Annotated in this window: 28 protein-coding genes; 10 read left to right on the top strand and 18 right to left on the bottom strand. The window is 67.5% G+C overall.

Features of this window, described 5'->3' with window-relative positions; translation table 11 throughout:
• Positions 1–2 precede the first annotated feature (2 nt).
• The 3 genes from ACSFA7_RS25590 to ACSFA7_RS25580 all read right to left on the bottom strand — a co-directional run bounded on the left by ACSFA7_RS25590 (position 3) and on the right by ACSFA7_RS25580 (position 2,111).
• Positions 3–380, bottom strand: coding sequence for a hypothetical protein (locus ACSFA7_RS25590; RefSeq protein WP_093438163.1), 378 nt, complete (start codon positions 378–380; stop codon positions 3–5).
• A gap of 54 nt (positions 381–434) precedes the next feature.
• Positions 435–599: a DUF1328 domain-containing protein gene (locus ACSFA7_RS25585; RefSeq protein ID WP_013543146.1), complete on the bottom strand. Its 165-nt coding sequence runs from the start codon at positions 597–599 to the stop codon at positions 435–437.
• Positions 600–791: 192 nt separating this feature from the next.
• Positions 792–2,111, bottom strand: coding sequence for a CHASE3 domain-containing protein (locus ACSFA7_RS25580; RefSeq protein ID WP_435501954.1), 1,320 nt, complete (start codon positions 2,109–2,111; stop codon positions 792–794).
• Between the two features lie 131 nt (positions 2,112–2,242).
• Here ACSFA7_RS25580 and ACSFA7_RS25575 point away from each other — a divergent pair, with 131 nt between their 5' ends.
• Positions 2,243–2,875, top strand: a complete 633-nt coding sequence (locus ACSFA7_RS25575) for a response regulator (RefSeq protein WP_007837167.1) — start codon at positions 2,243–2,245, stop codon at positions 2,873–2,875.
• Between the two features lie 16 nt (positions 2,876–2,891).
• Here ACSFA7_RS25575 and ACSFA7_RS25570 read toward each other — a convergent pair whose 3' ends face one another.
• Positions 2,892–3,293 carry a response regulator gene (locus tag ACSFA7_RS25570; protein WP_435501953.1) on the bottom strand — a complete coding sequence of 134 codons (402 nt, stop codon included), beginning with the start codon at positions 3,291–3,293 and terminating at the stop codon, positions 2,892–2,894.
• Between the two features lie 237 nt (positions 3,294–3,530).
• Between ACSFA7_RS25570 and ACSFA7_RS25565 the strand changes: the two genes are divergently transcribed.
• Positions 3,531–5,543 carry an AsmA family protein gene (locus ACSFA7_RS25565; protein ID WP_435501952.1) on the top strand — a complete coding sequence of 671 codons (2,013 nt, stop codon included), beginning with the start codon at positions 3,531–3,533 and terminating at the stop codon, positions 5,541–5,543.
• On the opposite strand, the gene ACSFA7_RS25560 is transcribed toward ACSFA7_RS25565, so the two are convergent.
• From ACSFA7_RS25560 to gpmA, 3 genes are all read right to left on the bottom strand, one after another.
• Positions 5,540–6,304, bottom strand: a complete 765-nt coding sequence (locus tag ACSFA7_RS25560) for a HesA/MoeB/ThiF family protein (RefSeq protein ID WP_435501951.1) — start codon at positions 6,302–6,304, stop codon at positions 5,540–5,542. The two genes, ACSFA7_RS25565 and ACSFA7_RS25560, sit on opposite strands and share 4 nt — an antisense overlap.
• A gap of 67 nt (positions 6,305–6,371) precedes the next feature.
• On the bottom strand, positions 6,372–7,814 hold the full coding sequence (locus ACSFA7_RS25555) for a S41 family peptidase (protein ID WP_435502121.1): 1,443 nt from the start codon (positions 7,812–7,814) through the stop codon (positions 6,372–6,374).
• 106 nt (positions 7,815–7,920) lie between these two features.
• Complete coding sequence (gene gpmA, locus ACSFA7_RS25550; RefSeq protein WP_435501950.1) at positions 7,921–8,664, bottom strand: 2,3-diphosphoglycerate-dependent phosphoglycerate mutase; 744 nt, start codon at positions 8,662–8,664, stop codon at positions 7,921–7,923.
• Between the two features lie 105 nt (positions 8,665–8,769).
• Here gpmA and ACSFA7_RS25545 point away from each other — a divergent pair, with 105 nt between their 5' ends.
• The 6 genes from ACSFA7_RS25545 to nadA all read left to right on the top strand — a co-directional run bounded on the left by ACSFA7_RS25545 (position 8,770) and on the right by nadA (position 13,103).
• Positions 8,770–9,153, top strand: coding sequence for a rhodanese-like domain-containing protein (locus tag ACSFA7_RS25545; protein WP_218104659.1), 384 nt, complete (start codon positions 8,770–8,772; stop codon positions 9,151–9,153).
• Between the two features lie 21 nt (positions 9,154–9,174).
• On the top strand, positions 9,175–9,435 hold the full coding sequence (gene grxC / locus ACSFA7_RS25540) for a glutaredoxin 3 (protein ID WP_206175157.1): 261 nt from the start codon (positions 9,175–9,177) through the stop codon (positions 9,433–9,435).
• Between the two features lie 118 nt (positions 9,436–9,553).
• Entirely contained in the window at positions 9,554–10,018 is a 465-nt protein-coding gene (gene secB / locus ACSFA7_RS25535) for a protein-export chaperone SecB (RefSeq protein WP_206175156.1), read from the top strand.
• Positions 10,019–10,042: 24 nt separating this feature from the next.
• The gene (locus ACSFA7_RS25530; protein WP_435501949.1) at positions 10,043–11,077 is read left to right on the top strand and encodes an NAD(P)H-dependent glycerol-3-phosphate dehydrogenase; all 1,035 of its coding nucleotides are present in this window, start codon (positions 10,043–10,045) and stop codon (positions 11,075–11,077) included.
• 21 nt (positions 11,078–11,098) lie between these two features.
• On the top strand, positions 11,099–11,977 hold the full coding sequence (gene nadC / locus ACSFA7_RS25525; RefSeq protein WP_435501948.1) for a carboxylating nicotinate-nucleotide diphosphorylase: 879 nt from the start codon (positions 11,099–11,101) through the stop codon (positions 11,975–11,977).
• 7 nt (positions 11,978–11,984) lie between these two features.
• Entirely contained in the window at positions 11,985–13,103 is a 1,119-nt protein-coding gene (gene nadA, locus ACSFA7_RS25520; protein ID WP_435501947.1) for a quinolinate synthase NadA, read from the top strand.
• Positions 13,104–13,141: 38 nt separating this feature from the next.
• On the opposite strand, the gene ACSFA7_RS25515 is transcribed toward nadA, so the two are convergent.
• From ACSFA7_RS25515 to ACSFA7_RS25485, 7 genes are all read right to left on the bottom strand, one after another.
• Positions 13,142–13,504 carry a 6-carboxytetrahydropterin synthase gene (locus ACSFA7_RS25515; protein ID WP_435501946.1) on the bottom strand — a complete coding sequence of 121 codons (363 nt, stop codon included), beginning with the start codon at positions 13,502–13,504 and terminating at the stop codon, positions 13,142–13,144.
• A 13-nt stretch (positions 13,505–13,517) separates the two neighbouring features.
• A complete protein-coding gene (queE, locus tag ACSFA7_RS25510; RefSeq protein WP_093438129.1) occupies positions 13,518–14,156 on the bottom strand; it encodes a 7-carboxy-7-deazaguanine synthase in 639 nt (212 codons plus the stop codon).
• Positions 14,153–15,001 (bottom strand): pantoate--beta-alanine ligase, encoded by an 849-nt coding sequence (gene panC / locus ACSFA7_RS25505; protein ID WP_435501945.1) that lies wholly within the window; start codon positions 14,999–15,001, stop codon positions 14,153–14,155. Before panC ends, queE begins: the two co-directional genes overlap by 4 nt.
• A 9-nt stretch (positions 15,002–15,010) precedes the next feature.
• Positions 15,011–15,901 (bottom strand): 3-methyl-2-oxobutanoate hydroxymethyltransferase, encoded by an 891-nt coding sequence (gene panB, locus ACSFA7_RS25500; RefSeq protein ID WP_435501944.1) that lies wholly within the window; start codon positions 15,899–15,901, stop codon positions 15,011–15,013.
• Between the two features lie 73 nt (positions 15,902–15,974).
• On the bottom strand, positions 15,975–17,546 hold the full coding sequence (nadB, locus tag ACSFA7_RS25495; protein ID WP_435501943.1) for an L-aspartate oxidase: 1,572 nt from the start codon (positions 17,544–17,546) through the stop codon (positions 15,975–15,977).
• A gap of 22 nt (positions 17,547–17,568) precedes the next feature.
• Entirely contained in the window at positions 17,569–18,405 is an 837-nt protein-coding gene (locus ACSFA7_RS25490; RefSeq protein ID WP_042580524.1) for a segregation and condensation protein A, read from the bottom strand.
• Between the two features lie 71 nt (positions 18,406–18,476).
• On the bottom strand, positions 18,477–18,683 hold the full coding sequence (locus tag ACSFA7_RS25485) for a DUF3460 family protein (protein WP_206175146.1): 207 nt from the start codon (positions 18,681–18,683) through the stop codon (positions 18,477–18,479).
• A 69-nt stretch (positions 18,684–18,752) separates the two neighbouring features.
• Between ACSFA7_RS25485 and ACSFA7_RS25480 the strand changes: the two genes are divergently transcribed.
• Entirely contained in the window at positions 18,753–19,229 is a 477-nt protein-coding gene (locus tag ACSFA7_RS25480; protein WP_206179694.1) for an outer membrane protein assembly factor BamE, read from the top strand.
• Here ACSFA7_RS25480 and ACSFA7_RS25475 read toward each other — a convergent pair.
• Complete coding sequence (locus tag ACSFA7_RS25475; protein ID WP_435501942.1) at positions 19,226–20,869, bottom strand: SulP family inorganic anion transporter; 1,644 nt, start codon at positions 20,867–20,869, stop codon at positions 19,226–19,228. The two genes, ACSFA7_RS25480 and ACSFA7_RS25475, sit on opposite strands and share 4 nt — an antisense overlap.
• A 149-nt stretch (positions 20,870–21,018) precedes the next feature.
• Between ACSFA7_RS25475 and ACSFA7_RS25470 the strand changes: the two genes are divergently transcribed.
• Entirely contained in the window at positions 21,019–22,731 is a 1,713-nt protein-coding gene (locus tag ACSFA7_RS25470) for an enoyl-CoA hydratase-related protein (protein WP_435501941.1), read from the top strand.
• 11 nt (positions 22,732–22,742) lie between these two features.
• On the opposite strand, the gene ACSFA7_RS25465 is transcribed toward ACSFA7_RS25470, so the two are convergent.
• From ACSFA7_RS25465 to ACSFA7_RS25455, 3 genes are read right to left on the bottom strand one after another with little or no spacing between them, the layout of a single operon-like run.
• Entirely contained in the window at positions 22,743–22,958 is a 216-nt protein-coding gene (locus tag ACSFA7_RS25465) for a hypothetical protein (protein WP_206175143.1), read from the bottom strand.
• Positions 22,959–22,990: 32 nt separating this feature from the next.
• On the bottom strand, positions 22,991–24,154 hold the full coding sequence (locus tag ACSFA7_RS25460; protein ID WP_435501940.1) for a CaiB/BaiF CoA transferase family protein: 1,164 nt from the start codon (positions 24,152–24,154) through the stop codon (positions 22,991–22,993).
• Positions 24,151–25,122, bottom strand: a complete 972-nt coding sequence (locus tag ACSFA7_RS25455) for a Bug family tripartite tricarboxylate transporter substrate binding protein (RefSeq protein WP_435501939.1) — start codon at positions 25,120–25,122, stop codon at positions 24,151–24,153. The genes ACSFA7_RS25460 and ACSFA7_RS25455 overlap by 4 nt, the downstream gene beginning before the upstream one ends.
• Positions 25,123–25,147 lie beyond the last annotated feature (25 nt).

The raw sequence follows: 25,147 nt of genomic DNA, 5'->3' as shown, positions 1-25,147 counted from the left end.
GATCAGTAGTCGTCCCGGCTGCGGCGGCTGGCCAGCACGATGAGGGCCGTGATGGCGGCGCCGGCTGCGGCAGCCAGCAGCACCGAGCGAACGGGCTGGTCGGAGATGTAGCGGCCGGTGACGTCGGCGGCGGCCTCGAGGCGGCGCTGCGCGCGTGCGCTCGTGGTCGATGCGGCGTCCAGGCCGCGTTGGACGGCTTGCTGCACGCGGGCTGCGAGCTGCTCGACGGCTGGCTCGGCATCGCGGCGCAGCTCGCGGACCTTTTCGCCCGCCGCATTCACCGCGTTCTGTGCATAGGCGCGGGTCGATTCGACAGCGTCGTTGGCGGTCTGGCGCGCGTCGTCGGCGAGTTGCGAGGGAGTCTTGGTCGTCGTGTTCATGTGAAAGTCCTTTTCGGGAAGATGAAATGCGGGAGCCTGTTGATCGTAACTACGCTACTTGCGTCGTAGCAAGCCGGCCAGGAAGCTGGCGATGGCGAGCACCGCGAAGATCACGAAAAGAATCTTGGCGATCCCGACTGCGCTGGCAGCGATGCCACCGAAGCCGAACAAGGCGGCGATCAGCGCGATAACCAGAAACACCACGGCGTAATGCAGCATGTGGAACTCCTTCGAGGCTTCCCTCGTCGTTTTTGAGAATGGCGCATCCGGGCTTTGCGAGAAGCATCGGATGGCACAGGAGCAACCTTAAGTGGGGCCCCCTCGGCCCCCTGTCAGCGACCGGGGGCGAGGAGCGTAGGAGACGACCGAGTCCACCCGCGCCGGGGTGTGACGCAATGCCGCGAATGGCGCTCAGGCTGGTTTAACGACGGGCAGCATTGCGCTCAGGCGCGTGCCCTGGCCGGTCGTCGACGAAATCGTGAGCTTGCCGCGCGCCGCCTCCACCCGGTGGCGCATGCCCGCCAAGCCGTGCGTGGACGGGCGCATGCGCTGCGTGTCGAAGCCCTTGCCGTTGTCCGAGACCTCCACGATCACGTGGGTCTCGTAGTTCTTCATCACGATGGTCGCTTCGCCGGCTTCGGCGTACTTGCTGATGTTGGTCAGGCCCTCCTGCACCATCCGGTAGATCGTGAGCTGGCGCGATTCGTCCAGCGTCACCGGCTCCAGCGCCATCTCGACCTGGAGCCCCGAGCGCTCGGCAAACTCGCGCCCCAGGATCTCCAGCGACGCGACCAGCCCGAGGTTCGACAGCGACGAGGGCCGCAGGTCTTCGATGATGCGGCGCTTGAGCGCGATGCCGCTGTTGAGCAGCTCGGTCAGATGCTGCAGCCGCTGGATGGCGTCGGGCGACTCCGCCAGCCGCGACTTCAGGCGTGCCACGTCGAGCTTGGCAGCGGTGAGCAGCGAGCCCAGCTCGTCGTGCAGCTCGCGCGCGAGGTAGCCGCGCTCGGTTTCCCGCACGTCCTGCAGGTGGGTGGCCAGCTCGGCCAGCGAGGCGGTGCGCTCGCGCACCTCGTCTTCGAGTGCATTGCGTTCGCGCTGCAGTGCTTCCTGCTGGCGCTCACCGATGGAGCGCAAGGCATGCGTCTGCCGCAGGTAGAGAAAGAAGGCGATCAGCGCGGCCAGCGCCACGATGGCCGTGCCGATGCGCGCGAGCTGCAGTGACCTGAGCACCTGTACCTGGCCGTCGTGCAGGGTCTTGTTGCTCACGTTGACCAGCTGCAGGGCCGTGGCCCGGATGGCGTCCATTTCCTCCCGCCCGACGTCGGTCGTGATGACGAACTTCCAGGCGTCTTCCTTGCCGTCCTGGCGCAGCCGCACGCTCATGTCCATCTCGGCGACCTTGCGCAGCACGTGCTTCGAAAGCTCGGCGATCTGGGCGAGTTCGGCCGGCCGGTCGGTGTAAAGCTGGCGCAGGGTCGCCAGATTGCCGTCGACCTCCTTGATCGCCCTGTCGTACGGCTGCCGGTAGCTGGCCTCGCCCGTCAGCAGATAACCTCGCTGGCCGGTCTCGGCGTCGAGCATGTTCTGCAGGATCTGGTTGACCACGCCGCGCCCCTTCTGCGCTTCGTCGATGTCCGCCAGAGAGCGGGTGGACTGGCGAAATCCGGCCTCGTTGATGCCGATGAGGGCCAGCGCAGCCAGCGCCGCGAGCAACAGGCTCAAGGCCATTCTTGGAGGGGCTAGCCAGTGCATGAAACTTTCAAAGCTGCGTTGAACGCAAGTTCGTCAATAATTGACAACAATTCAGGGACCGGCATGTTGCGGCCTAGATGCGCGCAACACAACGACGAAAGTAACAGATGATCAAAATCGGAATTGTGGACGACCACGCCATCGTGCGATCGGGGCTCCGGCAGTTCTTCTCCGAGCACGTGGACCTGCGCGTGGCGGGCGAGGCGGCCAGCGGGCGCGAAGCCATCGAGCTCGTGCGTACCACCGAGCTCGACGTGCTGGTGATGGACCTTTCCATGCCCGGGCAGAGCGGCATCGACGCGCTCGCCATGATCCGCGCCAAGGCGCCGGATGTCGGCATCCTGATCCTGAGCGGTTACCCCGAAGAGCACTACGCGATGAACCTGATCCGCCAGGGCGCGAGCGGCTACCTGAACAAGGAATGCGATCCGATCGAGATCGTGAACGCGATCCGCACCATCTCGCTGGGCCGCCGCTACATCACGCCAGCTGTTGCCGAACTGCTCGCGCGCCAGCTCGACCGCAAGGACGACGCCGCGCCGCACGAACAGCTCTCCGAACGCGAGTTCCAGGTGTTCCTGAAGCTGGCCAAGGGCGAGACCGCGGGCGACATCGCCAAGACACTGTCGCTGTCGGTGAAGACGGTGAGCACCTATCGCACGCGCCTGATGGAGAAGATGAACCTCTCCTCCAACAGCGACCTCACGTACTACGCGCTGAAGAACAAGCTCATCGACTGAGCTGCCAGGCTTGGGGCTAATTTCCGGGCGAAGCGCGCAATGCCTTCGCCTGCTGGAGGCAGAAGTCGACCAGCGCGTCGATCTCGTTCGACTTGTCGAACACCGCGTCCACACCGAATTCGGCGCAGCGCCGCCGGATGTCGGGCGTCGCATAGTTGCTGAGCACCACCACCTTCTGGGTCGGACCGCGTGACCGGCAGGCCTGCAGGACACCGAGGCCGCTTCCCTGCTTGAGAAAAAGATCGACGATGGCAAGGTCCCACTTGTTGTCGGCGTGGAGCAGCCATGCGCGTGCGTGGTCTTCGGTCTCGGCGAACCCGACGACCGTGGTGCAAGTGAGTTCTTCCAGAGTGCCAATGAGGTTTTTACGGATCGTGAGGTTGTCTTCGACGATGTATGTCTGCAATCTGGAGTCCATGCCGAGCCGCGCTTCCTCTCACGTTGGCGGGTGCATCCCTAGCGTTCCGCTACTGGGCATGCCTGCAAAGGGAGCTTGAGGCTTCGCCGAAGCGCATCATGCAGGGTTCATGGGCCGGGCGTTGTAGGCGTGTTCCGACGACATCGCTTGCTGCGCTGCGGCCGTAGGCAATACCGCACGGTCGGTGCGGTTGGTTGCCGACCTGTGCGCGGTTTGAAAAAGGTTATCCAAGCAGACATGGCTACGAACATCCTCGGCTCCCGCCCGCTGTGGCAAAAATTGCTGGCGTCGCTCGTGCTGCTGTCCGTCGCCTTGCTGGTCGTCCTCATGTTTTTTCCGTGGGACGTGCTGCGCGAGCCGGTCAATCGCTACGTGAGCGAGAAGACCGGGCGCAAGTTCGAGATCACGCGGCGGCTCGACGTGGACCTGGGCTGGCGCGCCGCCACCGTCAAGTTCGACGGCATCGAGTTCGCCAACCCCTCGTGGGCGCGCGACCCTTATCTCGTGAAGGCGGATCGCGCCGAGTTCGACATCCGCATCTGGCCGCTGGTCACCAGCAAGATCGTCATTCCGCGCCTGGCGCTTTTCTCGCCCACCCTCGGGCTGCAGATGGAACAGGACGGGCGCCGCACCTGGGCGTTCGGCAAGGACACCTCCGACGGAGGCACCGTGCCGAGCATCGGCCTCATGCAGATCGACAGCGGGGCCATCGATTTCCTCGCCAAGCACTTGGGTGTCGACCTGCACGCCGACGTGAAGTACGACACGAGCCTGGGTGCGATGCCCCTAAGCTACAGCATCAAGGGCCGCTACAAGGGCCAGCCGCTGACGGCCGACGGGCGCACGGGCAACGTGCTGCAGATCAACGCGGCCGGCGCACCGCCGTTCCCGCTCGAGATCAACGCGGCCGCGGGCCAGACCAAGCTCAAGGCGTCCGGCACCGTCGCCGAACTCGCGGGGCTCGACGGCATCGACGCCAAGTTCCAACTCAAGGGCCAGACGCTGGGCGCGCTGTTCCCGCTGCTGGGCATCGCGCTGCCGCAAACCTCGCCCTATGCGCTGAGCGGCGACCTGAGCAAGCGCGGCACGCTCTGGCAGGTGGCAGGCCTCAAGGGCAAGCTGGGCCTGTCCGACATTGCCGGGGACATGCGGTTCGACCAGGCCACCCAGGTGCCGCACCTGGCCGGCGACCTGCGCTCCAAGGTGATGGACATGGACGACCTCGGCCCGCTCATCGGCCTGCCGCCCACGGCGCGATCGGCCGGCGCGGTCGAAGGCGTGGCGCCGCCGCCGAGCATCACGCAGGTGAAGCGACCGGTGGCGGCCAAGGTGCTGCCGACGGCGCCGCTGGACTTCGAGCGCCTGCGCGCCATGAACGCCGACGTCAAGTACACCGCCGACCGCATCCAGAACGTGCGCGAGATCCCGCTCGACCGCGGCAGCGTGCAGGTGAAGCTGAAAGACGGCGTGCTGACGCTCGATCCGCTCGACCTGGGCGTGGGCGGCGGCAAGCTGGCCGGCGCGATCCGCATCGACGCGGCGAAGAATCCGGCGGACATCCGCGCCTCGCTCGACCTGCGCGGCATGCAGCTTGCGCGCCTGTTCCCCAAGCTGGAAACCACGGGCAACAGCGTCGGCCGGCTCGACGGGCGGCTCAACCTCTCCGGCTCGGGCAACTCGGTGGCCACGTGGCTCGGCGGGTCGTCGGGCGATGTGGCGGTGATGGCGGGGCGCGGCCAGTTCGGCAACCTGCTCCCGGTGTTCGCGACGCTGGTGGGCGGGGACATCATCAAGTTCCTGCTGCGCGGCGACCGCAATGTCGAGCTGCGCTGCGCAGCCGTGGCGTTCGACGTCAACAAGGGCCTGATGACCGGGCGCACGCTCGTGGTGGACACGACCAATGCGCTCTTTACCGCCACCGGGCAGGCCAGCCTCGCGAACGAGACGCTGGACTTCGTGGTTCATCCGGAGCCGAAGTCCAAGAACATCCTCTCGCTGCGCACCCCGCTGGTCGTCGGCGGCACCTTCGGATCTCCGTCGGGCGGCGTTGCGGTGGCACCGTTGGCGGGTCGCGGCCTGGCCGCACTCGCGCTCGGCGCGATCAATCCGCTGCTTGCACTGGCCGCGACCATCGAGACCGGGCCGGGGCAGGATGCCGACTGCAAGGACGTGGTGGCGGAGGCCAACAAGCCCACCGCAGGTGCCGCGGCCCAGGGCGCAGCCCGGGCCAAGGGCGCGAAGCAGCCCTAAGCGTTGGAAGAAGGGCGCTGCGCGCAGACGCTGCAGTGCGGGTCGCGCGCGACGCGCAGGGTGTCGAAGCTGGTGCTGCGCCCGTCGAACATCAGCAGCTTGCCGGCCAGCGAGGGGCCGATGCCCGCGAGCAGCTTCAAGGCCTCGCTGGCCTGCAGCGTGCCGATGGTCCCGACCACGGGGCCGAACACACCCAACACCGCGCAGCGCGTTTCCTCGAAGGCCGCATCGGGCGGGAACAGGCAGGCATAGCAGGGGGAGGCCGCGTCGCGGGTGTCGTACACGCTCAGCTGGCCGTCGAAGCGGATGGCGGCGCCTGCCACCAATGGCTTGCCGTGCGTCACGCAGGCGCGGTTCACGGCGTGGCGCGTCGCGAAGTTGTCGCAGCAATCGATCACGACGTCGGCTGACGCGACGAGGCGTGACAGCAGGGCTTCGTCGGCGCGCAGGGCGTAAGTCTCGATGGCGATGTCGGGGTTGATGTCGCGCATCGCCTGGGCGGCCGATTCGACCTTGGGGCTGCCCACGCGGGCGTTGGTGTGGGCGACCTGGCGTTGGAGGTTGGTGAGGTCGACCTCGTCGTCGTCCACCAGCGTGATATGGCCGACACCGGCTGCTGCCAGGTAGAGCGCTACAGGAGAACCCAACCCGCCCGCGCCGATGACCAATGCGCGGCCGGCACTGACGCGCGCCTGGCCGTCGATGCCGAACTCTTCCAGGAGGATGTGGCGCGAATAGCGCAGCAGGTCATGATCGTCCATGCGCGCGCGAATGAAGAAACCGCCGCCGGCGCGAACCGCACCGTGAGTGCGGCCCGGTCACCGGTTTTTAGTTTTCCTTCTTCTCGTCCTTGTTCTCGACAATGATCTGCGTCTTGCTCACGAGCACAGGCTGGCCCTTGAGGCGGTTGAGCGCCTGCACGAGCGGGAAGTCCTTGTCGGTGCCGAACTCGGGCGCCTTGCGATCCTGCGGCGGCTTCTTGGCCTCTTCCTCGAGGCGCTTGCGCGCTTCGTCGCGGGCCTTTTCGCGTTCCGGGTCCTTGGTTTCCGGTCCCTGGCCGCTGGCCAGGTGCTTCTCGAGGTCGGCCTCGCGCATGCGCAGGGCTGCGAACGGGCTGCCTTCGGCGCTTTCATCGACCAGCACGTTGGGCACGATGCCCTTGGCCTGGATCGAGGTGCCGCTCGGCGTGTAGTAGCGCGCCGTGGTGATCTTGAGGCCGGTGTCCGGACCGAGCGGGCGCACGGTCTGCACCGAGCCCTTGCCGAAGGTCTGGCTGCCCATGACGATCGCGCGCTTGTGGTCCTGCAGTGCACCGGCCACGATTTCGCTGGCGGAGGCCGAGCCTTCGTTGACCAGCACCACCAGCGGCACGTTCTTGAGCGCGGCCGGCAGGTTGCGCAGCGGGTCGCTGCCGGAGCGGCGCTGGTAGAACTCGGGCGCCGCCTTGTAGACCGACTTGCTTTCGGCCAGCTGGCCGTCGGTGGTCACCACCGTCACGTTCTCGGGCAGGAAGGCCGACGACACCGCCACCGCCGCGTCGAGCAGGCCACCCGGGTCGTTGCGCAGGTCGAGCACCAGGCCCTTGAGGTTCGGGTCTTCCTTGTAGAGGTCCTCGACCTTCTTCACGAAGTCGTCGACGGTGCGTTCCTGGAACTGCGACAGGCGGATCCAGCCGTAGCCCGGCTCCATGATCTTGCCGCGCACCGACTGGGTACGGATCTCTTCGCGCGTGATCGTGACCGGGAAGGTGCGGCTCTCGTCCTTGCGGAAGATGGTGAGCAGCACCTTGGTATTGGCCTCGCCGCGCATGCGCTTGACGGCTTCGTTGAGCGAGAGGCCGCGCACGGCCGTGTCGTCGATCTTGGTGATCAGGTCGTTCGGCTTCAAGCCGGCACGGAAGGCTGGGGAGCCTTCGATGGGCGAGACCACCTTGATGAGCCCGTCTTCCTGGGAAATCTCGATGCCGACGCCGACGAAGCGGCCGGTCGTGCCTTCCCTGAATTCCTTGAAGGACTTCTTGTCGAAGTACTGGGAATGTGGGTCGAGCCCGGCGACCATGCCGGAAATGGCGTCGGAAATGAGCTTCTTCTCGTCGACCGGTTCGACATAGTCACTCTTGACCATGCCGAACACGGCAGCGAGCTGCTGCAATTCCTCGAGCGGGAGCGGCGCAAGCGATCCGCGTGCGACCGTCTGCAGGGAGACGGTGGTCAGGACGCCAGCTACGGCGCCGGCGGCGACCCAGCCGGTGATCTTCAGTTTCTGGCCCATCATGAGTGGTTGTCCTTGTCGGCGGCTGTCGAACCAATATACACAGCTTGGAAGCAATTTGTTTGCCGGGGTTCCACGGGGGACCGGCACGCGGGGTTTTCTTTTCTCAGCCCTTGCCTTGCGAAGCCACCGCGGCGGCGGCCTTCTCGGCAGCGGCGGCATCGCCCAGGTAGTAGTGGCGCAGGGGCTTGAGATCGTCGTCGAGCTCATAGACCAGCGGAATGCCGTTCGGGATGTTCAGCCCGACGATGGCGTCGTCCGAGATGCCGTCCAGGTACTTCACCAGCGCCCGGATCGAATTGCCGTGGGCCGCCACGACCAGGCGGCGCCCGGTGCGGATGGCCGGCGCCATCGATTCGTTCCAGAACGGCAGCACGCGTGCGACCGTGTCCTTGAGGCACTCGGTCAACGGAATCTGCTCGGGCGAGAGCTTGGCGTAGCGCACGTCGCTGCGTTCGCTGCGCGGGTCGTCCGCTTCCAGCGCCGGCGGCGGGGTGCTGTAGCTGCGGCGCCAGACCAGCACCTGCTCATCGCCGTACTTCTTGGCGGTTTCCGCCTTGTTCAGGCCCTGCAGTCCGCCGTAATGGCGCTCGTTCAGGCGCCAGGAGTGCACCACGGGGAGCCACGTGCGGTCGAGTTCGTCGAGCGTGTGCCAGAGCGTGCGGGTGGCGCGCTTGAGCACGCTGGTGTAGGCGACATCGAAGTCGTAGCCCTCGGCCTTGAGCAGCCGGCCGGCCTGCTTGGCCTGCTCCACGCCGGTCTCGGTCAGGTCGACGTCGGTCCAACCGGTGAAGCGGTTTTCGAGGTTCCAGGTCGATTCACCATGGCGGATCAGTACCAGTTTGTGCATGTGGGAGGCCTTTGGAAGCGCTTGGGAAAACCAGCATTCTAAAATCCTGGGTTTGCCATCCAAGGAACCCCCGTGAAATTGATCGAATTCGTCACCGCGAACTGGATGCTGATCCTGATCGCACTCAGCTCGGGCGGCATGCTGGCCTGGCCGCTGATCCGGGGTTCTGGCGGCGGGACGCTCACGGCCCAGGGCGCCGTGCAGCTCATCAACCGCGAGCGCGCCGTGCTGGTCGACGTGCGCGAACCCGAAGAGTTCGCCACCGGCCACATGATCGGCGCGAAGAACGTGCCCCTGAACCAGCTCGACGAGAAGCTGGCCAGCACGGTCAAGAACAAGAACGTGCCGCTCCTCCTGGTGTGCGCCACCGGCGCCCGCGCCCAGCGTGCCGTGGCCATGGCCAAGAAACTCGGCTACGAGCAGGCCCAAGCGGTCGCCGGCGGGCTCAAGGCCTGGAAAGAGGCTAACCTGCCGGTTGAAAAGGCCTGAAACCTCCCCGAGATACAGCGTATGCAAGCAGTCAAGATGTACACCACCGCCGTTTGCCCCTACTGCACGCGTGCGAAGCAAATCCTCAAGTCCAAGGGCGTCGAGCAGATCGAAGAGATCCGCATCGACACCGATCCGCAGGCCCGCAACACCATGATGGAGATCACCCAGCGCCGCACGGTGCCGCAGATCTTCATCGGCGACACCCACGTGGGCGGTTGCGACGACCTGATGGCCCTGGACAGCCGCGGCGGCCTCGTGCCGCTGCTCCAGGCCGCCTGAAACAGGGCGTAGCCGGACCCGTCTTGCGGGCGGGCGATAATCGTCTGCTCATCCATCTGCAGCCCGCTGCGGGAACCTCTCCCCGGCGGGCATTGTTTTGATCCTCGAAAGTTCAGCCATGGCCGACCAGCAAGCCCAAGATCCCATCTTCCAGATCCAGCGCGTCTACCTCAAGGACCTGTCGCTCGAACAACCCAATTCGCCCGCGATCCTGCTGGAGCAGGAGCAACCCACCGTCGACATCCAGCTCGGCGTGGACGCCCAGCCCGTGACCGACGGCATCTTCGAGATCACCGTCTCGGCCACCGTGCAGACCAAGATCGGCGACAAGACCGTGTTCCTGGTCGAAGCCAAGCAAGCCGGCATCTTCGAGATCCGCAACCTGCCCGAAGACCAGATGGGTGCCATCCTCGGCATCGCCTGCCCGCAGATCGTCTACCCGTACCTGCGCGGCAACGTGGCCGACGTGATCCAGCGCGGCGGCTTCCCGCCCGTGCACCTGGCTGAAATCAACTTCCAGGCGATGTACGAGCAGCAGCAGGCACAGGCCGCCGGCCAGCCTGCATCGACCCTCGCGCAGTAAGTCTGCACAACGCCGCCAACGCCGATGAAGATCTGCGTTCATGGCGCCGGTGCCTGGGGCACGGCCGTTGCTGTCAACGCGGCCGCTCGCCACGAGGTCACGCTCTGGGCACGCGACGCGGCCCAGGCCGATGCCATCTCGAAGGCCCGCGAAAACACCCGCTACCTGCCGGGGCTGGCGCTGCCGGCCTCGCTCGCCGTGCGCGCGGGCGATATCGGCCAGGCGCATGCTGGCGCCGACCTCATCATCGTCGCCACGCCGATGGCGGCCCTGCGCGAACAGCTCGTCTCGCTGCGCGGCTGCACCGTGCCGGTGGCATGGCTTTGCAAGGGCGTGGAACCCGCGCTCGATGCCACATCCTTCGGCCTGCTCGCCCACGAAATATGGGCACAGGTCGCTCCTGATTTGATGGCCGGCGTGCTCAGCGGCCCGAGCTTCGCGCAGGAAGTCGCCGAAGGCCGCCCGACCGCGCTGGTCGCTGCCAGCCCGCATGCGGCGGTGCGCGATGCGCTCGTCGATGCCTTCCACGGACCGGCCCTGCGCGTCTACGCCAACGAGGACATCGTCGGCGTCGAGGTCGGCGGCGCGGTCAAGAACGTGCTCGCCATCGCCACGGGCCTGTGCGACGGCCTTGCGCTCGGGCTCAACGCCCGCGCGGCGCTCATCACCCGCGGCCTTGCCGAAATGACCCGCTTCGGCCTCGCGCTCGGCGCCCGCGCCGAAACCTTCATGGGCCTTTCGGGCCTCGGCGATCTCGTGCTGACTTCCACCGGCGACCTGTCGCGCAACCGCAAGGTCGGCTTGCTGCTGGCCCAGGGCCGCACGCTGGCGCAGGCTGTCGATTCGCTCGGCCACGTTGCCGAAGGCGTGTACTGCGCGCGCACCGTGGTGCAGCGCGCCCGTGGCCTGGGGCTCGAGATGCCGATCGCGGAAGGCGTGGTGGCGCTGCTCGACGGCCGGGTGAGCCCGAAGGACGCCGTTGCCGCCCTGACCGGTCGCGACCCGGTGCCGGAGTCGGTCCCGTCTGGCGCGGCGGCATCCCCTCGTCAATCTTCTTAAAAAACGCAGAGACAAAGCGCCATGAGCCTTCGCTTCGATTTTTCAGCGTCGGCCGTGGCCGCGCTGGCCCTCGCCGATGCCACCCGGGCATTGCAGGAAGACGTCGCCGACGGCGACCTGACCGCCTCGCTGGTCGATCCGGACCGCAAGGCCCGCGCCCGCGTGCTGGCGCGCGAATCCGCCGTGGTGTGCGGCGCGCCGTGGGTCGAAGCCACGCTGCGGCAACTCGATCCGCAGGTGCGCATCACCTGGCTCTGCGCCGAAGGCGAGCGCTGCGCGGCCGACCAGACGGTGCTGGAAATCGAAGGCACCGCCCGCGCGCTGCTGACAGCCGAGCGCACCTCGCTCAATTTCCTGCAATTGCTGAGCGCGGTCGCTACCAAGACCGCGCTGTACGCCGACGCTGTGAAAGGCACGCGCGCCCGCATCGTGGACACCCGCAAGACCCTGCCGGGGCTGCGCCTCGCGCAGAAGTACGCGGTGCGCACCGGCGGCGGCCTGAACCACCGCATTGGTCTCTACGACGCGGTGCTCATCAAGGAAAACCACATCGCCGCAGCCGGCGGTGTCGCTGCCGCCTTGCGCGCGGTGGCGCCGGTGGCCTCGCAGGCGGCTTTCGTCGAGGTCGAGGTCGAAACGCTGGACCAGTTGCGCGAGGCGCTCGGCGCTGGCGTGCGCATGGTGCTGCTCGACAACATGGACCTGCCCACGCTGCGCGAAGCCGTCCGAATCAACGACGAGGCGGGCGAAGGCCGCAAGGCCGTGCTGGAGATTTCGGGCGGCGTCACACTCGAGGGTCTCCGCGCCCTGGCCGAGACCGGTGTCGACCGCATCTCGGTAGGCGCGTTGACCAAGGATGTCAAAGCCATCGACTACTCGATGCGTTTCCAGGAAGGCTGATCCGCCCATGTCGTCCCCGGTCATCGATGTCGACTATGAGCAACCCGCTGCGAAGGCCGGCGCCGTCTGCGACACGCGTCACGCCTGGGCACGCGTGCCCGCCGAGCCCTCGCCGGACCAGCGCGTCGCGCTGAAGGAGCGCATCCGCCGCCTGCTGCGGGAGCGTAACGCGGTGATGGTGTCGCACTTCTACGTGCATCCCGACCTGCAGGACCTGGCCGAGGAAACCGGCGGCATCGTGAGCGATTCGCTCGAGATGGCGCGCTTCGGCCGCGACCACGCCGCCACCACGCTGGTGGTGTCGGGCGTGCGCTTCATGGGCGAGACCTCCAAGATCCTCTCGCCCGAAAAGCGCGTGCTGATGCCCGACCTGGACGCGAACTGTTCGCTCGACCTGGGTTGCCCGGTCGAGGAATTCAGTGCCTTCTGCGACCAGCACCCCGACCGCACCGTGGTCGTCTACGCCAACACCAGCGCGGCTGTGAAGGCGCGTGCCGACTGGCTGGTCACATCGAGCTGCGCGCTCGATGTGGTGGGCGCGCTGCACGCACAGGGGCGCAAGATTCTCTGGGGGCCGGACCGCCACCTGGGCGACTACATCCAGCGCCAGACCGGTGCGGACATGGTCAGCTGGAACGGCGCCTGCATCGTGCACGACGAGTTCAAGGCGCTGGAGCTCGAACTGCTCATCAAGGAACACCCGTCGGCGAAGGTGCTGGTGCATCCGGAGTCGCCGGCCGATGTGATCGCGCTGGCGGATGCGGTCGGCTCGACATCGGCGATCCTGAATGCGGCACAGCGCATGGACGCGAAGGAATTCATCGTCGCCACCGACACCGGCATGCTGCACAAGCTGCGAACGCTGAACCCCGGCAAGACTTTCATCGAGGCGCCGACGGCTGGCAACGGCGGCACGTGCAAGAGCTGCGCGCATTGCCCGTGGATGGCGATGAATGGGCTGGCCGAACTGGCGAATGCGCTGGAAACCGGGGCGGGCGAAATCCACGTCGATCCGGCGCTGGGTCTGCGCGCCCGACTGCCGATCGACCGGATGCTGGCGTTCACCGCCGGTCTCAAGAACGGTCAGGCGCCTGGAAGCCTCGTCGCGGGCATCGGCGCGGCCTGAGGCGTTGTCCCCTCTCCCCTGGGGAGAGGGAGTAAAGGCTAGAACTCCAGCGTGCAGGAATCGCCCAGCGCCTCGCGCCACACGCGCACTCGCGCGAGCGACACCCGGAACTCCGGCAGCGCATCCGCAATGAAGAGGCACAGGTTTTCGAGCGTCGGCGGATGCAGCCCCGCCACGTCATCGAGCAGGTGATGGTCCAGCAGCTCGCGCACGTCGTCGAGCCGCCGCCTCAGCAACCCCAGGTCGATGACCATGCCGGTGACGGGATCGCGCTGGCCCTCAAGCCAGACTTCGGCGTGGTACGTATGGCCGTGGATACGGCGGCTGCCTTCCACTTCGATATCGCGCTTGAGCGTGTGGGCGGCGTCGAAGAAAAAGCGTTGGCTGATGGTGAAGCGCATAAAAGGCGAGCGGCTATCGGATGCCGGTGATCTTGTGGGTCTGCACGCTCAGGCGCCACGCCGGTTGGCGCATGCACTCAGCGATGCAGAGTTCGGTGTTGGCCACGCGGTCGGGGCCATCCATGGGTTGCAGGAAACGGTGCGTGAATTCGCCGGTGCGCGCCATCGTGTCGAGGTCGAACGCGGTCTGCGGCCACACCAGCTTGAGTTCCTGCCCGCGCTGCTGCACCCACGGCGCGCCGGCCTTGGGGCTGATGCAGAGCCAGTCGATGCCTTCGGGCGCCGCGACCGTGCCGTTGCTCTCGACCGCGATGCGGAAGCGCCGCGCATGCAGCGCATCGACCAGTGCCGCGTCCACCTGCAGCAGCGGCTCGCCGCCGGTCAATACCACCAGCCGGTGCTCGGCATCGTTGGCGGGCCACTGCGCGGCGATGGTGTCAGCGAGCTGGTCGGCGCTCTTGAACTTGCCGCCGAGCGTGCCGTCGGTGCCCACGAAGTCGGTGTCGCAGAAGCGGCATACGGCACTGGCGCGGTCTTCCTCGCGGCCCGTCCAGAGGTTGCATCCGGCAAAGCGGCAGAACACGGCCGGCATGCCCGCCTGGCCGCCTTCGCCTTGCAGCGTGTAGAAGATTTCCTTGACGCTGTAGGTCATGCAGCCAGCGCCTCGATCTCGAGGTTGTCGATCAGTCGCGTGCTTCCCAGCCGTGCCGCAGCCAGCGCCACTAGCGGTTCGCCGCGCAGGCCGAAGGAGGGCGCCTGCAGGTCGGCGCGGCGCCGCAGCACGAGGTAGTCGGGTTGCCAGCCGCGCTCGGTCAGCGTCTGCATGGCCCGCGCTTCGATCGCAGCCAGATCACGCTCGCCCGATTGCACGGCTGCCGCCATCGCCTTCAGCGCCTTCGACAGCTGCACCGCCTCCGCGCGCTCGGTCTCGCTCAGGTAGCCGTTGCGCGACGAGAGCGCGAGGCCGTCGTCGGCGCGGAAGGTTTCGCTGCCGACGATCTCGATCGGCAGCGCGAACTGCCGCACCATGTGGCGGATCATCATCAGCTGCTGATAGTCCTTCTTGCCGAACACGGCCACGCGCGGCTGCACGCAGGTGAAGAGCTTCATCACCACGGTGCACACGCCGATGAAGAAGCCGGGGCGAAAGTGCCCTTCGAGGATGTCGGCCAGCGCCGGATCGGGATGCACCTTGCAGGTCTGCGGCTCGGGGTAGAGCGCCTTCTCGTCGGGCGCGAACAGCACGTCGCAGCCGGCGTCGCGCAGCTTGGCGCAGTCGCTCTCCCACGTGCGCGGGTAGGTATCGAAGTCTTCGTGCGGCAAAAACTGCAGGCGGTTGACGAAGATGCTCGCCACCGTCACGTCACCGAGCGGCTTGGCCTGCGTGATGAGCGCGATGTGGCCGTCATGCAGGTTGCCCATCGTCGGGACGAAGGCGGGGCGCTTGAAGGCCGAGAGATGGTCGCGCAGCTCGGCGATGGTGTGTGCGATGTACATGGTCGGTCCTTACCAGGCGTGAAGTTGATCGTCGGGAAAGCTGCCGTCCTTGACGGCCTGCACGTAGGCCTTGAGCGCGGGCAGCACGCCCGGCGCGTCGGCCATGAAGTTGCGCACGAACTTCGGCATCTTCCCGAGGTTGATGCCCAGCATGTCGTGCAACACCAGCACCTGGCCGGCGGTGGCCCTGCCCGCGCCGATGCCGATGGTGGCGCAGTGCTTGAGCTCCGCGGTGAGCTCGGCGGCAAGCGCGGCCGGCACCATTTCCAGCACCAGCATCGTGGCACCCGCGTCCTGCAATGCATGCGCGTGCTGCTTGAGCAGCGCGCCCGCATCGCCCTTGCCCTGCACCCGGTAGCCGCCGAGCGCATGCACCGTCTGCGGTGTGAGGCCCAGGTGCGCACACACCGGAATGCCGCGTTCGACGAGGAAGCGCACCGTCTCGGTCGTCCAGCCGCCGCCTTCGAGCTTGACCATGTGCGCGCCCGCCTGCATCAGCACGGTGGCGCTGCGCAGCGCCTGCTCGCGCGATTCCTGGTAGCTGCCGAAGGGCAGGTCGGCAATCAGCCAGGCGGTGCCCTGCACGCGGCGCAGGCCCCGCGAGACGCTGTCGGTGTGATAGCGCATGGTCTCCAGGCTCACGCCCACGGTGCTGTTCAGGCCCTGGCAGACCATGCCGAGCGAATCGCCGACCAGCAGGCAATCGACGCCCGCCGCATCGGCCATCGCCGCGAAGGTGGCGTCGTAGGCGGTGAGCATCGAGATCTTCTCGCCGCGCGCGTGCATGTCGGCCAGGCGCGGCAGGCTCACGGGTTTGCGCGAGGCGGGCGTCGAGGCCGGGGGCAGCGTGCCGTAGGGCGATGCCGGCGGTGTCTCTGTGGGTGGAGTGGTGTTCGACATGGTTGGGTTTTTCCCTGCGGGCGTCGGTGGCCGGGCATCCTTGGATGGCGAAAGATGAAAACGGGTGAGGCGGTCAGCCGGCCGGCGGCACCAGGACGGTCGGTGCGGTCGGCTCTGCGAGCGAAGGATAGTCGCGGCTGAAATGCAGCCCGCGGCTCTCGTGGCGGGCCTGGGCCGATCGCACGATCAGCTCGGCCACCTGTACGAGGTTGCGCAGCTCCAGGAGGTCGCGCGTGACGTGGAAGTTCGCATAGAACTCCTGGATCTCGGCCTGCAGCAGTGCGATGCGGTGGCTTGCGCGCTCCAGGCGCTTGTTGGTGCGCACGATGCCCACGTAGTCCCACATGAAGCGGCGCAGCTCGTCCCAGTTGTGGGAGATGACGACGGCCTCGTCGGCATCGGTGACGCGGCTTTCGTCCCATGCGGGGATGTCGGCGCCGTCGTGCGCGGGCGCACCGGCAATGGCGCCTGCCGCCGCGCGTGCGAACACCATGCACTCGACCAGCGAATTGCTGGCCAGCCGGTTGGCGCCGTGCAGGCCCGTGCAGGCGGTCTCGCCGATGGCGTAGAGGCCCGGCACATCGGTGCGGCCGGCGAGGTCGCTGAGCACGCCGCCGCAGGTGTAGTGCGCGGCCGGCACCACGGGGATGGGCTCGCGTGTGATGTCGATGCCCAGCTCGGCGCAGCGCGCGAGGATGTTGGGGAAATGCTCTTTCAGGAAGGCAGCGGGCTGGTGCGAGATATCCAGGTACACGCAGTCCAGCCCGTGCTTCTTCATCTCGAAGTCGATGGCGCGGGCCACCACGTCGCGCGGCGCGAGTTCGGCGCGCTCGTCGTGTTTGGGCATGAAGCGTGTGCCGTCCGGCAACTTGAGCAGGCCGCCTTCGCCGCGCACCGCTTCGCTGATCAGGAACGACTTGGCATGCGGGTGGTACAGGCAGGTCGGGTGGAACTGGATGAACTCCATGTTCGACACCCGGCAGCCCGCGCGCCATGCCGCGGCAATGCCGTCGCCCGTGGCCGTGTCGGGGTTCGTCGTGTAGAGGTAGACCTTGCCCGCGCCGCCCGTCGCCAGGATCGTGTGCGGCGCGCGGAAGGCGAGCACCTCGCCAGTGGCGTCGTCCAGCGCGTAGAGGCCCACGCAGGCCGGGTCTTTCAGTCCGAGCTTGGTGCCGGTCACCAGGTCGATCAGCGTGTGGTGCTCGAACAGCGTGATGTTCGGCGTGCGCCGCACCCGTTCGATCAGCACCCGCTGCACCGCCGCGCCGGTGGCGTCGGTCACGTGCACGATGCGGCGCTGGCTGTGGCCACCTTCGCGCGTCAGGTGCAGGTCGCCGCCTTCTTCCGAGAACGGCACGCCCAGTTCGCGCAGCCAGCCGATGGCCTTGGGTGCGTGCTCGACGACGAAGCGCGTCGCCTCGGGGTCGCAGAGGCCCGCGCCGGCGATGAGCGTGTCTTCCACATGCGCGTCGAAGCTGTCGCCCGCGGCCAGCACCGCCGCGATGCCGCCTTGCGCCCAGGCGCTGGAGCCGTCGTTCAGCGCGCGCTTGGTGAGCACCGCCACGCGGTGCGTGGGCGCCAGGTGCAGCGCGGCCGAGAGGCCGGCGAGGCCGCTGCCGACGATGAGGACGTCGAAATCGAGCACGGCGGAATCTTCGGTGGTGGGGTCAGGCCGGCGAATACGCCAGGCGAACGTAGATCGGCGCGAAGGCTTCGGCCTGCGTGATGTCGATCAGCGTTTCCTTCGCGAGCTCGAGCATCGCGATGAAGGTGACGATCAGCACGGGCGCGCCGCGCGACACGTCGAAGAGCTTCTCGAACTCCACGAAGCGCTGCCCCTGCAGGTGGCGCAGCACGATGCTCATGTGCTCGCGCACGTTGAGCTCTTCCCGCGAGATCTTGTGGTGCTGCACGAGCTTGGCGCGCTTCATGATGTCGGCCCAGGCATCGCGCAGGTCGATCACGTTCACGTCGGGAAAGCGCGGCTTGAGCGACTGCTCGATGTAGACCTGCCCCTTCCAGAAGTCGCGGCCGTAGGTCGGCATCGCGCTGATGGCGGCGGCCTGCAGCTTGGTCTGCTCGTACTCGAGCAGGCGGCGCACGAGTTCGGCGCGCGGGTCTTCGGCTTCTTCGCCGTCGGCCACCTTCTTGGGCGGCAGCAGCATGCGCGACTTGATCTCGATCAGCATCGCGGCCATCAGCAGGTACTCGGCCGCGAGTTCGAGGTTCGTCTGGCGAATTTCGTCGACGTAGCTCAGGTATTGCCGCGTCAGCCCCGCCATCGGGATGTCGAGGATGTTGAAGTTCTGCTTCCTGATCAGGTACAGCAGCAAGTCCAGCGGACCTTCGAAAGCCTCGAGAAAGACCTGCAACGCCTCGGGCGGGATGTACAGGTCCTTGGGCATCGCGAACAGCGGCTCGCCATAGAGCCTGGCGAGCGCGACCTGGTCGACCACCTCGGGCATCGCCATCACCGGCGTGTCGTTGTCCTCGTCTCTGCTCATCGGACGAGCGCTATCAATTCAATAGCTGTCGGCGCAATGCGGACGGGCAACGGATGCCGAATTGGCACCATTTACTTGACTTGGGTCTGGTAGACGTACGGCTGCTGCGGCACGCGGGCTTCGCCGTATTCCTCGAGCAGGCCGCGGTCGAGGTTCTTGTCCCAGAGGAGGGCGCGGCCGGCGCGCTGTTCGGCTTCCAGCGTCGGCTTCTTTTCTTTCATCTCCTCGATGAAATTGGTGATCTCGGAAGAGTAGTGGGGGCGGCGGAAGATGGACATAGACTGGACCTTTGTAGCCTGAATTTTACCGGGGACGGCATGGGACATCGGCAACAGTGGCAGATCGGCATGGCAACGGCGTTGCTGGCGGCGGTGATTGGCCTGGCGGGCTGCGACAACCAGCGCATCGCCGAGCTCGAAGAAGGCGTTGCGACGGAAGCCGACGTGCGCACCAAGTTCGGCCAGCCAGAGAACATCTGGGACGCCCCGGATGGCGGCCGGATCTTCGAATACAACCGCCAGCCCCAGGGCCAGAAGAACTACATGATCACCATCGGCCGCGACGGCAAGATGAGCGCGCTGCGCCAGGTGCTCACGCCCGAGAACTTCGCCAAGGTGCAGCCCGGGATGATGATGGAGGACCTGCGCAAGCTGCTCGGCAAGCCCGCGAAGGTCACGCCCTATGCGCTCAAGCGCGAGACCGAATGGGAATGGCGCTGGGTGCAGCCGCCGAATTCGCCGATGGTGTTCACCGCCACGCTGAACGACGACCAGCGCGTGGTGCGCAGCGGCTCGTCGCCGGACCGCGCCACCGAAGCCAACTAGCCTTCAGCTGTGTGCGGCCTTCCGGCCGCCAGTTCTTCCGCAAAGCCCGAACGCTCGATCACCTCGCGCGGCTGCGGCTGTAAAGACTCGATCCGCAGAACCCCATCGCGTGCCAGCACTGCGCGGTGCAGTTGCCGCAGCGCATCGATGCCGGTGGCGTCGAGGTAGATGAGGTGCGAGGCGTCGAGCACCACCGTCATGCCGCGCGGCGCGCGCTCGGCCGCATTCACCGCTTCGTCGAGCTTGGCCGCCGCGCCGAAGAAAAGCGCGCCGTAGATGCGATAGGTGAGCACCGGCGGCTGCAGCGTCTCCAGCTCAACGCTGAACAGCCCGCTCATGCGCCGGATGAAGAGCGCGCACGCGAGCACGATGCCCACCTGCACCGCCACCGTGAGGTCGAACACGACGGTGAGGAAAAAAGTGCCCAGCATCAGCAACCGGTAGTGCCGGCTGAAGTGCCGCAACTGGCCCGGCGTGAACTCGCGCCACTCGCCCATGTTCAGGCCCACGAACACCAGGATGCCCGCCAGCACCGCGAGCGGCACATGGCGTGCGAGCGGCGCGGCCAGCAGCACCACGACCAGCAACGTGAGCGCATGCACGATGCCCGCAATCGGCGAATTGCCGCCCGATCGGATGTTGGTCACCGTGCGCGCGATGGTGCCGGTGGCCGGCATGCCGCCGAAGAAGGGCGTGACGATGTTCGCGATGCCCTGCGCCATCAGTTCCTGGTTCGGGTCGTGGCGCGGCTGGCCGCTCACCTGGTCGGCCACGCGCGCGCACAGCAGCGACTCGATGGCGCCGAGCAGCGCGATGGTGAGCGTCGGCGTGACCAACTGTTTGACCGTCTCCCACGAGAAATCGGGCAGCGCGAAGCCGGGCACGCCCTCGGGAATGCCGCCGAAGCGCGTGCCGATCGTCTCCACCGGCAGCGCGAAACCCCATGACACCAGCGTGAGCGTGACGAGCGCGACGATCGGCCCCGGCACGCGCGAGCCCATCTGCACCGCGCGCGTCTGCGCGATGTGCAATGGCAGGCGAGGCAGCCGCCGCCACAGCACCAATCCGGCCACGCAGGCCACGCCGAGCGCGAAGGCATAGGGGTTGAAGGTGCCGATCTGCAGCGCCATCGCGTGCAACTGCGAGAACACGTCGGCCGGCATCTTCTCGACCGAGAGCCCGAGCAGGTCCTTGAGCTGCGACAGCAGGATCAGCACCGCGATGCCGTTGGTGAAGCCCACCACGATCGACAGCGGCACGAAGCGCACCAGCCGCCCGAGTCCGAAGAGCCCTGCCGCGAACAGCAGCACGCCGGCGCAGGCGGTCGCGATCAGCAGGTTCGCCACGCCGTAGCGCTCGACGATGCCGTAGACGATCACGATGAAGGCGCCGGCCGGTCCGCCGATCTGTACTGCCGAGCCGCCCAGCAGCGAGATCAGGAAGCCCGCGATGATCGCCGTCCAGATGCCGGCCTCGGGCTTGAGCCCCGAGGCGATCGCGAAGGCCATGGCCAGCGGCAGCGCCACGATGCCGACTGTCGCACCCGCGCCCAGGTCCTTGAAGAAACGCTCCCGGCTGTAGTCAGCCATCGCGTCCAGCAGGCGGGGGCGAAAGCGGGTGAGGTTCAGCGGGGAGGGCATGAGTGGCCGATTGTGGCCCGAGGGCCCTTTCGACAGCGCTCGCCGCCACCATGCGTACTTTCGATCAACTTATCCAAAACAAAGGATACAGATACAGTTTTCACATTAATTGACATTTTGAAACCAACATTACCGAGGGAGCCGGGTCCATGCACATCCTGCTTGTCGCAAGCGCGTTCAACAGCCTGACGCAGAGGGTTCTCGCCGAGCTCCAGGACCGCGGCCACACCGTCGGCGTCGAGCTGGCCCTCGGCAACGACGACGCCTTGCGCGACGCGGTGCGCACGCATGCGCCCCAGCTCATCGTGGCGCCGATGCTGACCACCGCGATTCCCGAAGACATCTGGAGCGCCCACACCTGCCTGATCGTCCACCCCGGCCCGCCGGGCGACCGCGGCCCGTCCTCGCTCGACTGGACGCTGCGGGACGGCGCCGAAAGCTGGGGCGTCACCGTGCTCGCAGCCGTGGCCGAGATGGACGCGGGCGATGTCTGGGCGTGGTCGCCGCTGAAGGTGCCGCCGCTGGCCGGCAAGAGCGATCTCTACCGCGGCGAGGTGGCCGATGCAGCCATCGACGCGGTGCTGCTCGCGGTCGAGCGCTTCGCCTCGGGCAAGTACAAGCCGAAGCGGCAGAAGGCGGCCGACCTGGCAGCGGGCTGGCGTCCGTTCCTGAAGCAGGCGGAGCGCCGCATCGACTGGACCCGCGAATCGACAGAGTCGGTGCTGCGCCAGTTGCGCGCCGCCGACTCGCAGCCCGGCGTGCTCGACGAGCTGCTCGGCGCGCAGTGGTACCTGCATGGCGCGTACCCCGAAGACGAACTGCGCGGCACGCCCGGCGAGCTGATCGCCACCCGCGCCGGCGCCATCTGCCGCGCCACGACGGACGGCGCGGTCTGGATCGTGCAAATGCGCCCCTGGCGCGCATCGGGCTCGGGGCTCGCGAGCTTCAAGCTGCCGGCCGTCGATGCGCTCGGCGACTTTCTCCCCGCTGGCCTGCCCGAAGTGCCCGCGCCGCTGCAACTGCCGGCCAGCCGCCGCACCTGGACCGACATGCGTTACCGCGAGCACGGCGCGGTCGGCGTGCTGAACTTCTCGTTCCCCGGCGGCGCGATGAGCAGCGTGCAATGCCGCCGTTTGCTGGAGGCCTATCGCTTCGCCTGCACCCGGCCGAAATCGGTGCTGGTGCTCGGCGGGCTGCGCGATTTTTTCTCGAACGGCATCCACCTGAATGTGATCGAGGCTGCGCCCGATCCAGCCGAGGAGTCATGGGCCAACATCCATGCGATGAACGACCTGGTCGAAGCGGTGATCACCACCACCGACCGGCTCACCGTCGCGGCGCTGGGCGGCAATGCGGCGGCCGGCGGCGTGATGCTCGCGCTGGCGGCGGACGAGGTGTGGTGCAGGGACGGCGCCATCCTCAACCCGCACTACAAGCTCATGGGCCTCTACGGCTCCGAATATTGGACCTACACGTTGCCGCGCCGCGTGGGCGACAGCGAGGCCGAGCGGCTCACGCAATTGGCGCTGCCGGTGAGCGCGAAGCGCGCGGTCGAACTCGGCATGGCCGAGCGCGTGCTGCAGGCCGCGCCGGAAGAACTGGGCGACGAAGTGTTGCGGCTGGCCACGCAACTTGCGGCCTCGCCCGACCTGGCTGCCCGCATCGCGAAGAAACAGGCGAAGCGCGCGGAAGACGAATCGGCGAAGCCGCTGCAGCAGTACCGCAACGAAGAACTGACGCACATGCGCCGCAATTTCTTCGACCGCAGCGAGCCGCATGCGGCACTGCGTTCGGCCTTCGTGCGCAAGGAAAAGGCGCAGCAAACGCCCGCGCACGTCGCGCAGCTGGGCCTGCCGCGCTGAATTCCAGTTGCTTACTTACTGTCCGGAATGACCGCGTCGGCCGCGGCGCCCACGGCCTTGCCGGTGATGCGCGCGGTGCCGATGGCCGCGTCGGCGGCCAGGCCCACCGCGCTGGCGCCCACGCTCACGGCGGTGCCTGCGACGGTGACCACGGCGCAGCCGCTCGACAGCATGGCGCCGAACAGCGCAAGAACGAGAAGCCGGAAGCGGGGGCGGATGCTTTGCATGCGCGGATTTTGCACCCGGCCCCGGGCAGGACCTAGTCCTGCGCCAGGCTCGCCAGGATCGCGTCCCGGTCCTGGTCCAGCCGCGGCGGCTGTCGCAGCACCTGCGTGCGGTGCCCGCCCACATGCACCGGATTGCCCGCGACCGTGAGCGAGCGGCCGCCCTGTGTCTTCACCTGCACCAGCATCTCGCGCGCCTGCACCTGCGGGTCTTTCACCACCGCGGCGACGTCGTTGTACTCGCCAGTCGGAATGTTGTGCGCCATCAAGAGCGCCTGCCAGTGCGCGCAGGGTGCGCAGGCCAGGCGCTGCTCGAGCAGCTGCTTCAACGGCTCGTGGTGCTGGCAGCGCGCGGGGTTGGTCGCAAAGCGCGCATCGTCCAGCAGCGCCGGCAGTTCGAGCGCCGCGCACAGGCGCTGGAACAACGCATCGTTGCCCGCCGCGATCACGAACCAGCCGTCCGCCGCGCGGAACACATCGAACGGCGTGATCGACGGGTGCCGCGAGCCGATCGGGCCCGGTGCGCGCCCGTCGGCTTCCATGCGCGATATCGCGTTCTCGAGCAGCGCGACCTGGCAATCGAGCATCGCCACGTCCACGCGATCGCCGAGGCCGGTGCGCCCGCGCTGCAGCAGCGCGGCCTGCGTGCCGATGGCCGCGTAGAGGCCGGCGCCCAGGTCGCCGATCGACACGCCCACGCGCGTCGGCGGCGAGCCGGGGTGGCCGGTCAGGCTCATGATGCCGCCCATCGCCTGCACCACCATGTCGTAGGCGGGCCGCCTGCTGTAGGGGCCCGTCTGGCCGAAGCCCGAGACCGAGGTGAACACGAGTCTTGGAAAGCGCGCGTGCAGCGTGGGCCAGTCGTAGCCCAGCTTTTCCATCGTGCCGGGCCGGAAGTTCTCGACCAGCACGTCGGCCGTGGCCAGCAGCCGTTCGAAGATCGCCCGGTCGGCCGGCGCCTTCAGGTCCAGCGCGATCGACTCCTTGTTGCGGTTGACCGACATGAAATAGGCCGAGTCGCCCTCCACGAACGGGCCGATCTGCCGCGCGTCGTCGCCCAGGCCCGGCTGCTCCACCTTGATAACCCGCGCGCCCAGGTCGGCGAGCAGCAGCGTGCAGTAGGGGCCCGCGAGCACGCGCGTGAGGTCGATCACCGTGAAGCCCCGCAGCGGGCCGTCTTGCGATGCGTCCGGCGTCATTCGACGGTCGCGCCGGAGCGCTCGGTGAGTTCCTTCGACTTTGCGCCTTCGGCCAGCGCCCAGGTGCGGAATTCGGCGAGCGACTTCGAGGGCGCCGATTCATTGCCCGACTTCTCCAGCCGCGCCTTCACGTCGGGATCGTTGAGCGCCGCCACGCTCGCATCGAACAGCTTCTGCGCCATCTCCGGCGGCAGGCCCGCGGGTGCGAAGAGGCCGAACCAGAAGGTGTAATCGTAGCCCTTCACGCCGGCCTCGGCGACGCTCGGCACATCGGGGAAGAGCGGCGAGCGCTGGCCCGAGGTGACGGCCAGCACGCGCAGCTTCTGGCCCTGCGCCATCGGCAGCACCGAGGGCGGCGTGCCGAAGGTCAGCTGCACGTCGCCGGCGGCAACCGCCTGGATCGACGGGGCGCCGCCCTTGTACGGCACGTGGAGCATGGTCACGCCGGCCGCCTTCTCGAACGACAGGCCCGCCAGATGCGTCACCACACCGGTGCCCGACGACGAATACGCGAGCTTGCCGGGGTTCTGCCGCGCTTCGGCGATCAGCGCCTGCACGGTCTTCGCGCGCACGTCCTTGTTGACCGCGAGCAGCATCGGCGCGGAGCTCCAGCGCGAGATCGGCACGAAGCTCTTCGCCCCGTCGTACTTCACGGCCTTGTAGAGCAGCTTGTCGCTGCCGTAGAGGTTGCCGCTGCCCAGCAGCAGCGTGTAGCCGTCGGGCGCCGCGCGCGCGACCTGGTCCGACGCGATGGTGGTGCCCGCGCCGGGCTTGTTGTCGATGACGATGGGCTGCCCGAGGACCTTGGCGAGCTTGTCGCTCACGATGCGCGCCACGGTGTCGGCGCCGCCGCCGGCGGGGAAGCCGACCACCAGGGTGATCGGGCGCGAGGGGTAGATGTCCGCGAAGGCGCCGGCCGGGGCGAGCAGGGCGGCCGCCGCGAATGAAATGGCTCGAAGGGGGTTCATTTGTTGTCTCCTGTGTCGGGTCGAA

Origin of the sequence: Variovorax trehalosi (genome assembly GCF_051216415.1) — a bacterium.
GTDB lineage: Bacteria > Pseudomonadota > Gammaproteobacteria > Burkholderiales > Burkholderiaceae_C > Variovorax.
Note: the sequence above shows the minus strand (reverse complement) of the source record. Positions and strands in the feature narration are given on the sequence as shown.

What these genes read in the sequence shown, in the direction of transcription:
- ACSFA7_RS25545 (WP_218104659.1), top strand. Translation starts at nt 8,770, where the DNA reads ATGCTGATCCTGATCGCACTCAGCTCGGGCGGCATGCTGGCCTGGCCG.
- ACSFA7_RS25465 (WP_206175143.1), bottom strand. Translation starts at nt 22,958, where the DNA reads ATGCAAAGCATCCGCCCCCGCTTCCGGCTTCTCGTTCTTGCGCTGTTC.
- nadA (WP_435501947.1), top strand. Translation starts at nt 11,985, where the DNA reads ATGTCGTCCCCGGTCATCGATGTCGACTATGAGCAACCCGCTGCGAAG.
- ACSFA7_RS25485 (WP_206175146.1), bottom strand. Translation starts at nt 18,683, where the DNA reads ATGTCCATCTTCCGCCGCCCCCACTACTCTTCCGAGATCACCAATTTC.
- ACSFA7_RS25590 (WP_093438163.1), bottom strand. Translation starts at nt 380, where the DNA reads ATGAACACGACGACCAAGACTCCCTCGCAACTCGCCGACGACGCGCGC.
- ACSFA7_RS25455 (WP_435501939.1), bottom strand. Translation starts at nt 25,122, where the DNA reads ATGAACCCCCTTCGAGCCATTTCATTCGCGGCGGCCGCCCTGCTCGCC.
- ACSFA7_RS25530 (WP_435501949.1), top strand. Translation starts at nt 10,043, where the DNA reads ATGAAGATCTGCGTTCATGGCGCCGGTGCCTGGGGCACGGCCGTTGCT.
- grxC (WP_206175157.1), top strand. Translation starts at nt 9,175, where the DNA reads ATGCAAGCAGTCAAGATGTACACCACCGCCGTTTGCCCCTACTGCACG.
- panC (WP_435501945.1), bottom strand. Translation starts at nt 15,001, where the DNA reads ATGTACATCGCACACACCATCGCCGAGCTGCGCGACCATCTCTCGGCC.
- ACSFA7_RS25565 (WP_435501952.1), top strand. Translation starts at nt 3,531, where the DNA reads ATGGCTACGAACATCCTCGGCTCCCGCCCGCTGTGGCAAAAATTGCTG.
- ACSFA7_RS25585 (WP_013543146.1), bottom strand. Translation starts at nt 599, where the DNA reads ATGCTGCATTACGCCGTGGTGTTTCTGGTTATCGCGCTGATCGCCGCC.
- ACSFA7_RS25570 (WP_435501953.1), bottom strand. Translation starts at nt 3,293, where the DNA reads ATGGACTCCAGATTGCAGACATACATCGTCGAAGACAACCTCACGATC.
- nadC (WP_435501948.1), top strand. Translation starts at nt 11,099, where the DNA reads ATGAGCCTTCGCTTCGATTTTTCAGCGTCGGCCGTGGCCGCGCTGGCC.
- ACSFA7_RS25580 (WP_435501954.1), bottom strand. Translation starts at nt 2,111, where the DNA reads ATGGCCTTGAGCCTGTTGCTCGCGGCGCTGGCTGCGCTGGCCCTCATC.
- gpmA (WP_435501950.1), bottom strand. Translation starts at nt 8,664, where the DNA reads ATGCACAAACTGGTACTGATCCGCCATGGTGAATCGACCTGGAACCTC.
- panB (WP_435501944.1), bottom strand. Translation starts at nt 15,901, where the DNA reads ATGTCGAACACCACTCCACCCACAGAGACACCGCCGGCATCGCCCTAC.
- ACSFA7_RS25560 (WP_435501951.1), bottom strand. Translation starts at nt 6,304, where the DNA reads ATGGACGATCATGACCTGCTGCGCTATTCGCGCCACATCCTCCTGGAA.
- ACSFA7_RS25480 (WP_206179694.1), top strand. Translation starts at nt 18,753, where the DNA reads ATGGCAACGGCGTTGCTGGCGGCGGTGATTGGCCTGGCGGGCTGCGAC.
- ACSFA7_RS25490 (WP_042580524.1), bottom strand. Translation starts at nt 18,405, where the DNA reads ATGAGCAGAGACGAGGACAACGACACGCCGGTGATGGCGATGCCCGAG.
- ACSFA7_RS25470 (WP_435501941.1), top strand. Translation starts at nt 21,019, where the DNA reads ATGCACATCCTGCTTGTCGCAAGCGCGTTCAACAGCCTGACGCAGAGG.
- ACSFA7_RS25460 (WP_435501940.1), bottom strand. Translation starts at nt 24,154, where the DNA reads ATGACGCCGGACGCATCGCAAGACGGCCCGCTGCGGGGCTTCACGGTG.
- ACSFA7_RS25475 (WP_435501942.1), bottom strand. Translation starts at nt 20,869, where the DNA reads ATGCCCTCCCCGCTGAACCTCACCCGCTTTCGCCCCCGCCTGCTGGAC.
- ACSFA7_RS25575 (WP_007837167.1), top strand. Translation starts at nt 2,243, where the DNA reads ATGATCAAAATCGGAATTGTGGACGACCACGCCATCGTGCGATCGGGG.
- queE (WP_093438129.1), bottom strand. Translation starts at nt 14,156, where the DNA reads ATGACCTACAGCGTCAAGGAAATCTTCTACACGCTGCAAGGCGAAGGC.
- ACSFA7_RS25515 (WP_435501946.1), bottom strand. Translation starts at nt 13,504, where the DNA reads ATGCGCTTCACCATCAGCCAACGCTTTTTCTTCGACGCCGCCCACACG.
- secB (WP_206175156.1), top strand. Translation starts at nt 9,554, where the DNA reads ATGGCCGACCAGCAAGCCCAAGATCCCATCTTCCAGATCCAGCGCGTC.
- ACSFA7_RS25555 (WP_435502121.1), bottom strand. Translation starts at nt 7,814, where the DNA reads ATGGGCCAGAAACTGAAGATCACCGGCTGGGTCGCCGCCGGCGCCGTA.